The 13,919-nt window shown below is 73.3% G+C and carries 15 protein-coding genes; 4 read left to right on the top strand and 11 right to left on the bottom strand.

All coding sequences use genetic code 11. The annotated features are described in order from the left end of the window. Window positions 1-131 precede the first annotated feature (131 nt). The gene (locus tag ELX43_RS17130) at window positions 132-1,271 is read right to left on the bottom strand and encodes an NAD(P)/FAD-dependent oxidoreductase (RefSeq protein ID WP_127784472.1); all 1,140 of its coding nucleotides are present in this window, start codon (window positions 1,269-1,271) and stop codon (window positions 132-134) included. Window positions 1,272-1,351: 80 nt separating this feature from the next. Between ELX43_RS17130 and ELX43_RS17125 the strand changes: the two genes are divergently transcribed. Further along, entirely contained in the window at window positions 1,352-2,017 is a 666-nt protein-coding gene (locus tag ELX43_RS17125) for a TetR/AcrR family transcriptional regulator (protein WP_206518056.1), read from the top strand. Between the two features lie 173 nt (window positions 2,018-2,190). Further along, a complete protein-coding gene (locus ELX43_RS17120) occupies window positions 2,191-2,661 on the top strand; it encodes a heme-binding protein (RefSeq protein WP_127784470.1) in 471 nt (156 codons plus the stop codon). A 62-nt stretch (window positions 2,662-2,723) separates the two neighbouring features. On the opposite strand, the gene ELX43_RS17115 is transcribed toward ELX43_RS17120, so the two are convergent. From ELX43_RS17115 to ELX43_RS17080, 8 genes are all read right to left on the bottom strand, one after another. Further along, window positions 2,724-3,158, bottom strand: coding sequence for a RidA family protein (locus ELX43_RS17115; protein ID WP_127784469.1), 435 nt, complete (start codon window positions 3,156-3,158; stop codon window positions 2,724-2,726). Then, a complete protein-coding gene (locus tag ELX43_RS17110) occupies window positions 3,151-4,707 on the bottom strand; it encodes a gamma-glutamyltransferase (RefSeq protein ID WP_127785005.1) in 1,557 nt (518 codons plus the stop codon). Before ELX43_RS17110 ends, ELX43_RS17115 begins: the two co-directional genes overlap by 8 nt. A gap of 68 nt (window positions 4,708-4,775) precedes the next feature. Next, window positions 4,776-5,234: a Rieske 2Fe-2S domain-containing protein gene (locus ELX43_RS17105; RefSeq protein WP_127784468.1), complete on the bottom strand. Its 459-nt coding sequence runs from the start codon at window positions 5,232-5,234 to the stop codon at window positions 4,776-4,778. Then, complete coding sequence (locus tag ELX43_RS17100; protein WP_127784467.1) at window positions 5,231-6,688, bottom strand: aldehyde dehydrogenase family protein; 1,458 nt, start codon at window positions 6,686-6,688, stop codon at window positions 5,231-5,233. Before ELX43_RS17100 ends, ELX43_RS17105 begins: the two co-directional genes overlap by 4 nt. Beyond that, complete coding sequence (locus ELX43_RS17095) at window positions 6,688-7,941, bottom strand: FAD-dependent oxidoreductase (RefSeq protein WP_127784466.1); 1,254 nt, start codon at window positions 7,939-7,941, stop codon at window positions 6,688-6,690. Before ELX43_RS17095 ends, ELX43_RS17100 begins: the two co-directional genes overlap by 1 nt. Continuing rightward, window positions 7,938-8,318 (bottom strand): Rieske 2Fe-2S domain-containing protein, encoded by a 381-nt coding sequence (locus ELX43_RS17090; protein WP_127784465.1) that lies wholly within the window; start codon window positions 8,316-8,318, stop codon window positions 7,938-7,940. Before ELX43_RS17090 ends, ELX43_RS17095 begins: the two co-directional genes overlap by 4 nt. An 89-nt stretch (window positions 8,319-8,407) precedes the next feature. Beyond that, a complete protein-coding gene (locus ELX43_RS17085; RefSeq protein ID WP_127784464.1) occupies window positions 8,408-9,121 on the bottom strand; it encodes an iron-containing redox enzyme family protein in 714 nt (237 codons plus the stop codon). Between the two features lie 121 nt (window positions 9,122-9,242). Next, a complete protein-coding gene (locus ELX43_RS17080) occupies window positions 9,243-10,091 on the bottom strand; it encodes a LysR family transcriptional regulator (protein WP_127784463.1) in 849 nt (282 codons plus the stop codon). 105 nt (window positions 10,092-10,196) lie between these two features. On the opposite strand from ELX43_RS17080, the gene ELX43_RS17075 reads away from it, so the two are divergent. Beyond that, complete coding sequence (locus tag ELX43_RS17075) at window positions 10,197-10,919, top strand: SDR family oxidoreductase (protein ID WP_127784462.1); 723 nt, start codon at window positions 10,197-10,199, stop codon at window positions 10,917-10,919. Window positions 10,920-10,972: 53 nt separating this feature from the next. Here ELX43_RS17075 and ELX43_RS17070 read toward each other — a convergent pair whose 3' ends face one another. Further along, window positions 10,973-12,238 carry an FAD-dependent oxidoreductase gene (locus ELX43_RS17070; protein ID WP_277601707.1) on the bottom strand — a complete coding sequence of 422 codons (1,266 nt, stop codon included), beginning with the start codon at window positions 12,236-12,238 and terminating at the stop codon, window positions 10,973-10,975. A 111-nt stretch (window positions 12,239-12,349) separates the two neighbouring features. Between ELX43_RS17070 and ELX43_RS17065 the strand changes: the two genes are divergently transcribed. Then, complete coding sequence (locus tag ELX43_RS17065; RefSeq protein WP_127784461.1) at window positions 12,350-12,838, top strand: ribonuclease H; 489 nt, start codon at window positions 12,350-12,352, stop codon at window positions 12,836-12,838. On the opposite strand, the gene ELX43_RS17060 is transcribed toward ELX43_RS17065, so the two are convergent. After that, complete coding sequence (locus tag ELX43_RS17060; RefSeq protein WP_127784460.1) at window positions 12,835-13,914, bottom strand: tocopherol cyclase family protein; 1,080 nt, start codon at window positions 13,912-13,914, stop codon at window positions 12,835-12,837. The two genes, ELX43_RS17065 and ELX43_RS17060, sit on opposite strands and share 4 nt — an antisense overlap. Window positions 13,915-13,919 lie beyond the last annotated feature (5 nt).

Raw genomic sequence — 13,919 nt, 5'->3', positions numbered from 1 at the left:
GACGACCGCCGTCCATGCGCAACGTGCACAACTGCACAGGGCCGATGATGTGCAGTGTGCACCGTGTCACAACTACTGGGTGTAAATGGCAGTTTCGGCTCGGTTAACAATCGGACCGCAACAGCTCTGGCCTAGCCGGACGAGGGCCCGTCGGTTCCCGTGAAGAGGTTGACAAGGCCGGAGGGTGCACTGGCGCCGAAGATGAGCTCGATGGTCTCGTGCGCGGCGATCGCTTCGGCCTCGCTGCGTCGGAACATCGCTTCCTCGTAGCCGGCGAGGGCGGCCTCGACGTCGTCCGGGTGGGCGGCGATCGCCTGGCCCAGCTCGGCACCGTCGAGCATCGCGATGTTCGCACCCTCGCCCCCGGGGAGGGTCACGTGCGCGGCGTCCCCCAGAAGTGTGACGCCGGGGACGCGGTCCCACTGGTGGCGGTTCGGGAGCCGGTAGATGCTGCGCAGAACGGGTCCGGTCTCTCCGTCGGCGATCAACGAGATGAGCTCGGGCGCCCATCCCTCGAGCTCGGCCGCGACGCGCGCCTTGGCGGCGGCGGCGTCGGTGAAGTCGATGTCGGCGAACCACTGGGCTGGACGGCTGAGCACGACGTAGGTGTGGATGGTCCCGCCCGGTTCGCGGTGTGCGAGGAACCCCTTGCCCGGAGCAAGGGCGTACAGCGCGCCACTGCCAACTACAGCCGCCGTTGCGGCATGGCGTTCGTCCACGTCGTGCAGGTACGTCTCCACGTAGCTCACGCCCGCATACGTGGGCTTCTGGCCGGAGAGCAGCTCCCGGACCTTCGACCACGCGCCGTCAGCACCGACCAGGACCTCGGCGCGGACCGCGGGCCCGCTCGCGAAGGCAAGCTCGTGCTGTCCTCGGCCGAGCGGAGTGGCGGAGAGGAGCTTCTTCCCCCACTGCACCGTGCCCGCCGGAAGGGATTCCAGGAGGATCCGTCGGATGTCGCCCCGGAGGGCTTCGGGGCTTGCCATGGAGCCGTCGTCGGGCAGCTCGGCAAGCACTGTGCCGTGTTGGTCGACCACTCGCTGGGCTGCGCCGCCCCGGTGGACGATCCCGCGGTACTCCCGGGTGAGCCCGGCGATCTCCAGCGCGCGCTGGCCGTTGTGCTCGTGCAGGTCGAGCTGCCCGCCCTGCGTCCGTGCCTCGGGTGAGGCGTCTGCGTCGTAGACGGTGACGGGAATGCCGTTCAGGTGCAGGACGCGAGCGAGGGTGAGGCCGCCAAGGCCCGCGCCGACGACGGTGACTGGAGTGATCATGGTGTCCCTCTCGAGAACTATTGGACCGTTGGTCCATCGGTACTTTGGACCTATGGTCCAATCGTGTCAAGATGGTGCTCATGACCAGCTCCACGCCGCGAGGTCCACGGCGCTCAGACGCGCTCTCGCGGGACCGGATCGTCGAGGCGACCATCGAGCTGCTCGACACGGCAGGCGAGAGTGGTCTGACGGTCCGGGCGCTGACGACACATCTCGCGACCGGTCGGGGCGCGATCTACCACCACGTCGCCAACAAGGAAGAGCTCCTTGCCGCGGCCACCGACGGCATCATCGGCCGAGTCGTGGCGCGTGCCGAAGGTGACGAGGGCCCGAGGCGGAGCATCCGTGCTCTGGCGCTGGGGATCTTCGACGCGATCGATGCGCATCCGTGGGTCGGGACTCAGCTCTCCCGTGAGCCGTTGCAGGCTGCGGTCTTCCGGATCTGGAAGGGCATCGGCGCGCAGCTTCACCGCCTCGGCGTGACCGGGTCGGCCCGGTCAGATGCCGGATCAGCGTTGGTCAGCTACATCCTCGGTTCGGCAGCACAACACGCGGCCGGCGCACGCCGGGTTCCCCGGGACGCGGATCGAGAGGCGTACCTCAAGGCCCTGGCGGCAGAGTGGACGCGGCACGACTCCGACCCCATCGCGCAGGAGACAGCATCGCTGCTCCACGAGCACGACGACCGCGAGCAGTTTCTCGCCGGAGTGGACATCTTCCTGGCTGGCATCACGACCAGCCACTAGGTGTCGCTCCTCGGTAGGTTCAGATCAGAGTGGGCATTGTGCACAGCGAAAAGCGGTTCAGCACGGGCACTCTCACCATTGGCGCCACTACGGTGAGCCGCCAGGCTGGTGGAAACGGTCCCCCCGGGGCTGTGCCCATCGTCTGACCGGCTCGCCCGGAGAAGGAGCGTCCTGTGCACCAGGTCTTCCGCATCACCCTCGACGACGCGCTGCCCGTCCTCGTCGCCGCCCGGGCCAAGGCCGAGGAGATCGGCGTCAAGCAGACCATCTGCGTGGTCGACGACGGCGGCAACGTCATCGCTCTGCACCGGCTGCCCGGCGCCCGCCTGACCGGCGTGGACATCTCCATCGCCAAGGCGTTCACCGCAGCCGGCCACGAGCGGGCCACGCACCTGTTCAACGAGCCGCCCAACGGCCCGGTCCTGCCGGGCAACGAGGCGTTCGGCATCCAGCACATGCTGCCCGGCAAGTTCGCAGTCTTCGTGGGTGGCTTCCCGATCGTGCACGAGGGCCAGATCGTCGGCGGCGTGGGCGTCAGCGGTGGCAACGGTGAGCAGGACAAGGCCGTGGGCGCCGCAGCGCTGCAGGCCTTTGCCGACCACGTGGCCGCGCAGCAGGCCGCAGCGAGCACCGTCACCGCCTGAGCCAGGCCAACACAGTAGGGGCGCACCCGTGGGTGCGCCCCTACTGGTGCGTGCAACCCTCGCTAGTCGGCGAGCGCGACGGTCAGCTCCACCTCCACCGGTGCGCCGGAGGGCAGCGAGGCCACCCCGACCGCGCTGCGGGCCGCGCGACCCCGGGGGCCCAGCTGGGCGGTGAGGGCCCGCGACGCCCCGTCGGCCACCCGGGAGTGCTCGGTGAAGCCGTCGACCGCGGCCACGAAGACGGTCATCCGCAGGACCCGCGCCACCCGCTCCAGGCCGCCGGCGGCCTCCGCGACGGCCAGCAGCGCGTTGCCCGCCGCCATGGCTGCGGCTTCTTGCGCGGCGGCCAGGTCGACGTCGTCGCCGACCGTGCCGCGCACCTGCAGCACCCCGGCGCGGCGCGGGGTCATCCCCGCGGTGAGGACGAGCCCGCCGTGCACCACCGCGGCCACGTAGTCGCCCTGCGGTGGAACCGCACTGGTGAATTGATCAGACACCGAGGGCCACCCCGTCCATCCGGGGGTCCGCGGCACCGGCGAGCACACCCCGGTCGTGGTCCACGCTGATCACCTGGGCGCTGCCCCCGGCGCCCCACGGGCCCATGTCCCGCAGGTCGTGCCCGCGCTCGGCCAGCTCGGTCAACACGGTCGCGCCCAGCCGGCTCTCCACCTGCAGCGTCTCCGGCTGGTGCAGCGCGTCGGCGTCGGAGCCGGGGTGCACGGTGTGCCGCGGCGCGCTCACCGCGGTCTGCGGGTCGACGCCACCGTCGAGCAGGTGGGCCAGCAGCTGGGTGTTCCACTGCACCTGGCCGTCGCCGCCCGGGGTGTTGCCCACGTGGCGCAGCCGCCCGGCCGCGTCGGTGACGATCCAGGCGTTGAGGGTGTGCAGCGGCTTGCGCCGGGGAGCCAGGGCGTTGGGGTGTCCGGGCAGCAGGTAGGACCCACGCGCCAACCGGTTGTTCAGCGCGATCCCGGTGCCGGGAACGCTGATCCGGGCGCCGTAGGTGAAGGCCAGCGAGGAGATTGCGCTGACCGCACGCCCCTCGGCGTCCACCGCGACGCAGCTGGTGGTGTCACCGGCCACCGACACCGGCACGGTGGCGGGATCGGGGCGGGCGCCCAGCTCGGCACGGGTCGCGGCCAGCACGGCCGGGTCCAGCAGCGCCCGCCAGGCGTCGTTGTCGGAGCCGCAGCTGCGGTAGCGGTCGGCGAAGGCTCGGCGGGCGGCCAGGGCAAGCAGGTGCACCGCCTCGGCGTCCCAGGTGCAGCGACCGGCCAGCCGTCCGTCGAGCAGCCCGGCCTGCTGCAGCACCATCCAGCCGGGCGTGGGCGGCGGCGTCTGGTGCACCACGTGCTCGCCCCAGGACGCGCTGATGGCGGCCTCGGCCGGGACGTCGAGGCCCAGCGGCCACTCGTCCCCGGAGAACGGCGCCCCGCCGGCCTGCAGCAGCGCCACCGCGGCCTCGCCCATCCACCCGCGGTGCAGCAGCGTGGGATCAGCGGCCAGCGCCTCGATGCTGGTGGCCAGCTCGGGGCAGGCCAGTCGCTGGCCCACCGCGGGCAGGTGCTCGTCCGGCAGCAGCCAGCGGGCCAGGCTCTCGTCGGCCCGCAGCGCCGCGGTGTGCTCGGCGATGTCCGCGCGGTTCTTCGCGGTGCACGGAAAGCCCGTGCGGGCGGCGGCCGCGGCACCCGACCACAGCTCGCTCAGCGGCCGGGTGCCGCCGCGGGTGTGCAGGGTAGACAGTGCGCCCAGCGCGCCGGGGGTGGCGACCGACAGCGGTCCGGTGCCGGGCAGCACCCGCTGGCCACGCTCGGCCCAGCTCTCCGCGCTCGCCCCGTCCGGACCGTAGCCACTGCCGTTGACCGTCCACACCTGACCGTCGGGCTCGCGGACCACGGCAAACGCGTCGCCGCCGATGCCGGACTGGCCGGGCAGGGCGATCCAGGACAGCGCGGTCATCGCCAGCACGGCGTCCACCGCGGTGCCGCCGGAGGCGAGAACCCCCGCCCCCACCTGGCTCACTGCCGGGTGGGAGCTGCTGACCATCCCGCCGGTGGCCAGGGTGGAGGTGCGCACCGGGCCCCAGCTGTCGGGCCAGGAGCCGGTGGACACGGTCACTTCGGCAGCCGGCGTCGCCGGGGCCCGCCCTCGAGCACGTCGCGCTCGGTGAGCCCGACCAGCACCTTTCCGTCCTCCTCGCGCACCGGGTAGGTGGCGATCGGCTCGGTGGCCGGCGGCTGGATGGGGGTGCCGCCCTCCAGCTCGAACACGCTGTTGTGGCAGGAGCAGCGGATGCCGTCGTCCTGCAGCTTGCCCGAGCTGAGCAGGCAGTCCAGGTGGGTGCAGTAGTTGGACGTGGCGTAGGCCTTGCCGTGCAGCCGGGAGATCGCCAGCTCCAGCTCGCCGTGCTCGGTGGTGGCGTAGAACCGGCGGACGTAGCCGTCCCGGACCTGCCCGGCGCGGCAGACCGCGACGAACTCGCAGGGCGGGGGTGACGCGTTGTCCACCGGGGTGCCGTTGGTGGGTGTGCTGTCGGTGGGGGTGGCCGCGACCTGCGGCTGGTGGTCGGTCATGCGCTCAGGTAGACGGTCTTGTCCACCGTGTAGAAGGCCATCATGGCGTCACCTGCCTGTTCTTTCGATGTCTGGGTGCTGCTGTCCTTGATGCCGCCGAACGGCGCGTTCATGGCCTGCCCGGTGGTGGGCTGGTTGATCTTGACCAGGCCGGCGGGGGCCTCCCTGGCGAAGCGCATCGCCCGGCCGAGGTCGGCGGTGACGATCGCGGCCGACAGCCCGAACCGGGTGTTGTCGGCGATGGCCAGCGCCTCGTCGAAGGAGCCGACCCGCAGGAACGCCAGCACGGGGCCGAACACCTCCTCGGTGGCCAGGGCGGAGAGTGGGTCGACGTCGGCGAAGACGGTGGGCCGCACGAAGTGTCCGTGGGCCAGCGCGCCGGCTTCCATGTCGCCGTCCTCCGGGCCGCCGGCCACGCGGCGAGCCCCGTCGGCCAGGGCCCGCTCGACGTGGCCGAGCACCGTGGCCTTCTGCCGGGCGGTGGCCAGCGGCCCCAGGTTCACCCCGGCGGCGGTGCCCGGGCCCACGGTGAGCGCCCGGGCCGCGGCGGCGACCCGCTCGAGCAGCTCGTCGTGCACCGACTCGTGCACCAGCACGCGGCTGGTGCCGGTGCAGGCCTGACCGGCCAGGCCGAAGGCGCCCTTGACGATCAGGGCGGTGGCCCGGTCCAGGTCGGCGTCCTCGAGCACCACCACAGGGTTCTTGCCGCCCATCTCCAGCTGGGTGCGCCGGCTGGCGGGCACCGCGCGGTGGATGGCCTCGCCGACCGGGGTGGAGCCGGTGAAGGTCACCGCGCCCACCCGGTCGTCGGCCACCAGGGCCTGGCTGACCTCCGCGCCGCCGTGCAGCACGGCCAGCGCGCCGCGGGGCACGCCGGCCTCCAGCAGCGCGTCCACCAGCCGCTGCCCGAGCAGCGGGGTGACCTCGCTGGGCTTGAACACCACGCCGTTGCCCGCGGCCAGGGCGGGACCGAGCTTGCGGGAGGGGATGTTCAGCGGGAAGTTCCACGGGGTGATCGCCGCGACCACGCCCAGCGGCGCGCGGGTGGTGAACACCCAGCTGCCCTCCGCCGAGGCCAGGGTGCGCCCGGAGGTGCGGACCGCCTCGCCGGCGTAGAAGCGCAGGTTCATCGGGGTGCGGCTGACCTCGAAGGCCGCCTCGGCCGCGGTCTTGCCCTCCTCGCGGACCAGGTCCTGCGCCAGGCTGTCGGCCTGTGCCTCGAGCAGGCCGGCGGCGCGCTCGAGCACCACCGCGCGGGCCTCGGGGGCGGTGTCGGCCCAGGTGCGCCAGCCGGCGGCGACGGCGCCCACGGCCGCGTCGGCGTCCTTGGCGCTGGACTCCGGGGCGGTGCTCACCAGCACCCGGGTGTCGGCGGGGTCGCGGCGCTCGAAGGACCGGCCGGTCACCGACTCCAGCCACTCGCCGTCGAGCAGGTTGCGGACGGAGCTTGTCATCAGACCACCACTTCTTCGTCGTACATCGCGTCGGCCAGCGTCTCCACCAGCTCGTCCAGGTCGGTCGTGTCGTCGCGGAGCTGCTCGGGGTCCACCGGCGCGGCCAGGTCGATCAGCTCGCGGGCGGCCATCACGTCCTCGCCGCGGTCGATGGCGGCGGCGGCCACCACCACGCCGTGGCGGAGCCAGAACAGCGATCCGTCCAGGCCCGCCACGTCGCCGCGGGTGACCACGACGTCGCTGGGCCGGATGTCGCTGAGGCCCAGACCCTGCAGGTTGACGTCGTACTGGTCGGTCCAGAACCAGTGCGGGCCGTCGAAGGTGGTGGGTCGGCCGGCGATGGTGGCGGCGATGGCGGCGGCCTGCTGCTGGGCGACGTCGACGTGCTCCACCCGCACCCGGCCGTAGCGCGGGTGGTCGTGGGCGGCCACGTCGCCGGCGGCGAACACGGTGGGCAGGGAGGTGCGGCCCTGGGCGTCGACGTCGATGCCGTTGCTCACCCGCAGGCCCGAGCGCAGCGCCACCGCCATGTCCGGCTCGATGCCGATGCAGACCACCAGGTCGTCGACCACCTCGGTGGTGGCGCCCACGCTCAGGTGCACGCCGTCGGGGCCGACGCGGACGTCCTGCACCGGCTGGCCCAGCGCCAGCTCCACGCCGTTGTCGCGGTGCAGGCCCATCACGGCGGCACCGATGTCGGCGCCGAGCACGCGGGACAGCAGCACCGGGTCGCGGTCGACCACCACCACGTCGGCGCCCCGGCTGCGGGCGGCCGCGGCCACCTCGGTGCCCAGGAAGCCCCCGCCCAGGACGCCGATGCGCCGGCCGGGCTGCAGGCGCTCGCGCAGCCGGTCGGTGTCGGCGAGGGTGCGCACGTGGTGCACCCGAGCACCGCCGACGCCGGGCAGCTGCCGGGCCTGGCCGCCGGTGGCCACCAGCACCAGGTCGGCGCGCACCGCGGAACCGTCGAACAGCAGCACCTCGCCGGTGTCGGCGGCGATCCGCTCCACCCGGCTGTCGGTGCGCACCTCGACGTCGTTGGCGGCGCACCACGGGGCGTCGAGCAGCCAGAGGCCGTCCTCGGTGGCCGACGTCAGGCGCTCCTTGGACAGCATCGGCCGCTGGTAGGGGCCGGTCGGCTCGTCGCCGAGCACGATGACGCGCCCGTCGAAGCCACGGCGACGCAGCCCGCGGGCGGCGGCGGCGGCCACGTGCCCGGCACCGACGACGACCAGGGTGGGGCGTGCAGTCATGGGGACACCTCGCTCGCTTCGTGGGGGGCTTCGGGGACGGCGACGGTGCCCCGGGGAGTGCTCACCCGGGGCACCGGGTCCAGGAGGATGCGGCCGTCGTCGGTCACCTGGACGGCGAAGACGGGCTGGCACAGGGCCTGGTCCTCGGCCTGGCCGGTGCGGGGGTCGAACTTCCACTGGTGGCCGGGGCAGATCACCTGCCCGTCCAGCACGGTGCCCTTGACCAGCGAGCGCTGCTTGTGGCCGCAGACGTCGTCGATGGCGTGCACCTCGTCGTCGAGGAGGAACAGGGCGATCGCCCGGCCCTCCACGACCACCAGCTTCTTCTTGCGTCGACTGAGCTCGCGGAGCTCGGCCACGTGCACCCAGCTGGTCACGCTGACCTCCGGTGTTGGGGGGCGGTGAAGGGGCCGGGGCGCCAGGCAGCTGCCCAGCGCCCCGGTCGATCCCGGTTGAGCGGAGTGGCTCAGGCGGTGACGAGGTCGGGCGCCACGTAGCTGTCGAACAGCGACTTGGTGTAGGAGTAGCGCATCTCCGCGCCCCACCGGACGAACTGCAGGCAGCGCTGCTGCAGCTCCACCGTGTTGGCGTGCTCCAGCACGATCTGGAAGCCGCGCTCGCCGTGCACCACGTCGGAGGTGATGTGCAGCTCGAAGAACTCGATCTCGTCCTCGGTGAAGCCGTACACGCCGCGCAGCGGGACGATCTGCTTCTTGTAGATGTCGGGCACCTGCGACTCCAGGCCGACGACCAGGGCCGCGGTGGCGACGACGAAGTGCTCGCGCATGGCCACGGCGTAGCACCAGGCCTGCAGGCCGCGGGTGACGGCGTTGGCGTTGTTCGGGTCCTCGATGCGCTCCTTGGTGGTGCCGCAGACCTCACCGAAGCGGATGAGCAGGTCGGTGTGTCGGATGTCGGCCAGCTCCTCCTCGTACATGTTCTGCAGCAGGAAGTCCTTGGCGTCCACGCAGGTGTCCGGGGTGTTGCAGTAGATGTAGCCCAGGTAGTCGGCGAAGGGGCCGACGTACTGGTAGTGGTTCTCCGCCCAGCGGGCGAAGTGGTGGCGCTGCAGCTCGCCGTCGGCCCAGGCTTTGCTGAAGGAGGCGTTCTTCGCCTCGCGGCCCTTGATCGCGTCCTTGAGGGCGGCCCGGAAGTCTTCCTGGTTGAGAAGCTCGGTCATGTCATGCCTTCCGTTCTCGGGTGGCTCGCGTGCTGATGGCACTAGTCAAGCGGCCAGCGAGCAGCCCGAGGACGGTCAAGTGGCACAGGGGTTTGCCCTGTTCCTGTGCACGGTGCCCAAGCTAGAGGCGGGTCGCCGTTCGGACGAGGTCGGCGACCACCCGGGAGCGGCTGTGCGTCGGCCACGCGATGACGGTGGTGACCGCGGGTGCGTCGACCACCGGGGCGGTGGTGTGGCTCTCGCGCAGCTGGGCGCGGACCGATTCCGGCAGGATCGCTGACGCCCGACCCAGGGCGATCATCTGCAGCACCTGGGTGTGGTCGTGGGCCTGCGGGCCAGGACCGTCGGGGTACGTGCCGTCGACGCGGGGCCAGCGGGGCAGCGGCAGTCCGGGCAGCGCGGACACCTCGGCGGTGGTGACGTGCTGGCGGCCGGAGAACGGGTGCCCGGCCGGCAGCACCGCCACCTGTCCCTCGGTGCACAGCTCCTCGGTGTCGAACCCGGCGGTGGCGTCGAAGGGCTGGTGCAGCAGGGCGACGTCGGCGCGGCCGTCGGCCAGCAGCTGCGCCTGCTCACCGATTCCACAGAGGACCACGTCGACCGTGGCCGAGCCGGGCTCGGCGGCGTAGGCGTGGAGCAGCTTGGCCAGCAGCTCGCTGGACGCGCCGGCCTTGGTGGCGAGCACGACGGCGGGCTCACCGGCTGCGGCCAGGGCGGTGCGGCGGGTGCGCCGCTCGGCGGCCGCCACCGCGGACAGTGCCGCGCGGCCCTCCTCCAGCAGCACCGACCCGGCCTCGGTGAGGGTGACCGCGCGGCGGCTGCGCTCCAGCAGCGTCGCGCCCAGGCGCCGCTCGAGCTGGCTGATGGCGCGCGACAACGGGGGCTGCGCCATCCCGAGCCGCTCTGCGGCCCGGCCGAAGTGCAGCTCCTCGGCGACGGCCACGAAGTACCTCAGCTCTCGGGTTTCCACCCCGCAACGATACCCAGACCCTCCCTGTATCGATACCCGTGCGGTATCACGGCTCACCCGATCGGTCTTGGACGCTGCCACCCTGGGCCGGGCACAGTTGCCGGCATGAGCGAACAGAGAACAGCGCTGGTGACCGGCGCGAACAAGGGCATCGGGTACGAGATCGCGGCCGGCCTCGGCCGCCTGGGGTGGAGCGTGGGGGTGGGCGCCCGGGACGAGCAGCGCCGCGATGCCGCGGTGGCCACGCTGCGGGCGGACGGGATCGACGCGTTCGGTGTTCCGCTGGACGTCACCGACGACGCCAGCGTGGCCGCAGCGGCCGAGCTGCTCGCCGAGCGCGGTGGCCTGGACGTGCTGGTGAACAACGCCGGGATCACCGGCAGCGCGGAGCAGCTGCCCACCTTGGTCGACCCCGCCACGGTGCGCGCGGCCGTGGAGACCAACGTCATCGGTGTCATCCGGGTGACCAACGCGGTGCTGCCGCTGCTGCGCCGCTCGGCCTCGCCGCGCATCGTGAACATGTCCAGCAGCGTGGGGTCGCTCACCCTGCAGAGCGCTCCCGGCTCGGACACCGGTCCCATCTCGGCCGCGTACTCGCCGTCGAAGACCTTTCTCAACGGCGTCACCGTGCAGTACGCCAAGGAGCTGCAGGACACGAACATCCTGATCAACGCCGCCTGCCCCGGCTTCGTCGCCACCGACCTCAACGGCTTCCGCGGCACCCGCACCCCGGAGCAGGGCGCTCAGGTGGCGCTGCAGCTGGCGACGTTGCCCGACGGCGGCCCCACCGGCGGGTACTTCAACGAGGAGGGGCCGCTGCCCTGGTGACCGTCGCCGCCAGGTCGATCGCGCGGGCCGGCCACGCGCCTCTTTGAGTACGGCTAGCGCAGCGGGTCGAGCTGACCGAGCACGTCCGGCACCGGATGCCCGGTGATCGCGTCCGCCAGCAGCCGCCCGCTGGCCGGCCCCAGGGCCACGCCCCACATGCCGTGCCCACCGGCCACGTGCACCCGGGGTGAGCGGGTGCGGCCCAGCAGCGGCAGCCCGTCGGTGGTGCACGGCCGCGAGCCCACCCACTCCTGGGTGCGGGCGGCCCAGTCCACCCCGCGCAGCATCGGCCGGGTTGCCGCCACGATCGCCTGCACCCGGCGCGGGTCCAGCGGGGCGTCCGGGCGGCGCAGCTCCATCATCCCGGCCACCCGCAGCTGATCCCCACCCAGCGGCGTGCAGGCCACCCGCTGGGTGGGGAAGTACACCGGGTCGTCCACCGGCGACTCGGTGCGCACGGTGAAGCTGTACCCGCGCCCGGCCTGCACCAGCGCCCGAACCCCGAACGGCCGGGCCAGGGTGTTCAGCCGGGCACCGGTGGCCAGCACCACCGCGTCGGCACTCACCTGCTCACCCGCCGGCCCCCGCACCTGCACCCCGCTGGCCGTCTCCCGCACCTGCCGCACCGGCCAGCCCGCCGACACCTCCCCGCCGCGGGCGCGCACCGAGTCGGCCAGCGCCGCGACGAACCGCGGCGGGTGCAGGAACCGCTGCCCGTGCAGTCGCAGCCCGGCCACCACGCCCTCGCCCAGCGGCAGCCCCAGTGCGTGCGTCTGCTCCCGGTCCAGCAGGTCGTAGGCCACCTTGCCGCCCAGCTCCTGCACCGCCTGCAGCTCACCCACCAGCACCTCCCGCTCCGCGACGTCGGCGAAGGCGGCCACGAAGGGATCGGCGACGTGGGTGGGCTCGGGCACTGGGTGCGGGCCCTCAGCCAGGGCGTCGTAGGCCTCCAGGGCCAGCGGGGTGAGCTGCTGGTACACCGCCAGCGCGCGCCGCCACCGGGACTCGGTGCAGTGCCGGGCGAAGCCCACCAGGAACCGCAGCAGCCGCGGGTCGGCGGTCAGCGGCACGTACACCGGCGAGGACGGCCGCAGCATCGCGCGCAGCCCGTAGCGCAGCACCGCCGGCTCGGGCAGCGGCAGGGTGAGCGCCGGCGTCAGCCAGCCCGCGTTGCCCCAGGAGGCGTCCGCGGCCACCCCGGTCGCGTCCAGCACGGTGACCCGCACGCCGCGCTCCTGCAGGAACCACGCCGCGCTCAGCCCCACCATGCCGGCGCCCACCACGACGACGTGCTCCGGTCGCGCTCCTGCACTCGCCACGTGACGCCTCCTGCCGCTTCGCACCAGCCCGCGTCGACTCAGTGTGGACCGCGACGCACCGGCGCGACAGGGTGGCGCCGGTCACCCACCCTGGGCCGCCATACTGGCGCGGTGATCATGGTCAGCACGGACGGCTCCTGCCTGCGCAACCCCGGGGGAGCCATCGGCTGGGCCTGGGTGAACCACGAGGGCACGTCCGCCTCGGGCGGCGCGGCGGTGGGCACCAACCAGATCGCCGAGCTGCAGGCGGTGCTGGAGGCCATCCGCGCGCACCCGGGCAGCGACGAGCTCTACATCGAGTCCGACTCCCAGTACGCCATCAAGTGCGCCTCGGTGTGGGTGCAGGGCTGGAAGCGCAAGGGCTGGAAGACCGCCTCCGGTGGGCCGGTGAAGAACCTGGAGCTGGTCAAGGCCATCGAGGCGGCCATTGCCAGCCGGGCCGGCAAGGTGCGCTTCCAGTGGGTGAAGGGCCACCAGGGCAACCACTTCAACGAGAAGGCCGACGTGCTCGCCGGCCAGGCCGCCCTGCTGGCCGCGGCCGGCAAGCTCCCCGTGGCCGCCGCCACGCCGGCACCGCCGGGAGACCTCTCGCTCTTCTAGCCCCGGGATGGTCCCGGCGGTGCGCCGGTGGCCCCGGGCACCCCGCCGCGACGGGCGACCTCCTGGGCGGCGCGGTCGATCGAGCCGTGCTCCAGCGCCGCCAGCGCCGACTCCCCCTCCCACACCAGGCGTCCCCGGCGCTTCACCCGCACGCGCATCCGCCCGCCCAGGTGCTCGATGGCCCCGGGCACGTTGCGTCGCTCGGCCGGCAGCGGCACCGGCAGCACGTGCGCGGCGTGCAGCGGGGAGCTGGCGTCCACGTCGACGCTCCAGCCGAGGCTGCGCCCGTGCAGCAGCCACCGCTCGTCGCTCACCTCCGCCCGCACCGGGGAGACCACCGGGTCGCCCAGGCGCACCAGCGTGCCGTCGGGCAGCAGCACCACCAGCGCGGTCACCTCGGTGTGCAGCGGCCCGGCGGTGACCTGCCCGCCGGCGAAGGCCACGCACACCTGCGGCTCGGCGAAGGCCTGCGCCTGCCCCCACCACCAGGAGTCGGGGAATCCCCCACGGCCCCAGTTCTTCTCCGCGTACACCTGGGCGCCGTCGAGGTCCCACCGCTCGCCGCCCAGCACGGCGCTGCCCTGCGCGCGACCGCCCAGCAGCCACGGGTGCCAGTACTGGTTCAGCGCCGGCACCGACTGGAACACGCTGGAGCCGCCCCAGCGCCGCCGTGGCCAGGGCACCGGCTCGGTGATGTGCACGTCCAGGCGCGCGTCCGGACCCAGGTCCACCGTCAGCCGGTCGCCCTCCCCGCGGAAGGCGGACCCGGCGTGGGCGCCGATGCCCACCGGGGCGGCCGCGCCCTCGTCGTGGACGGTGGTGCGCAGGAAGCCGTTGGGGTGGCTGGCCAGCCCGAGCGTGGCCCAGTGCCCGTCCTCGGCCCGGTTGACGCCGTTGAGGGCGAGCACCACCCGGCCGGTGTCGGGCTGGGTGAACCGCCAGAAGTAGCCCTCCATGGCCACGCCGTGCGCGTCGCGGGGGTCGCCGAAGGGCAGGTCGGCGCCGGTGGCCCGGTAGGCCTGCAGCAGCCGGCCCGGCAGGGTGCGTGCGGTGGCCGGCGTGGTGGGTGCGGTCATCGACG

Source organism: Rhodococcus sp. X156 (assembly GCF_004006015.1).
GTDB lineage: Bacteria > Actinomycetota > Actinomycetes > Mycobacteriales > Mycobacteriaceae > X156.
This window is presented reverse-complemented; position numbering and strand designations above follow the sequence as displayed.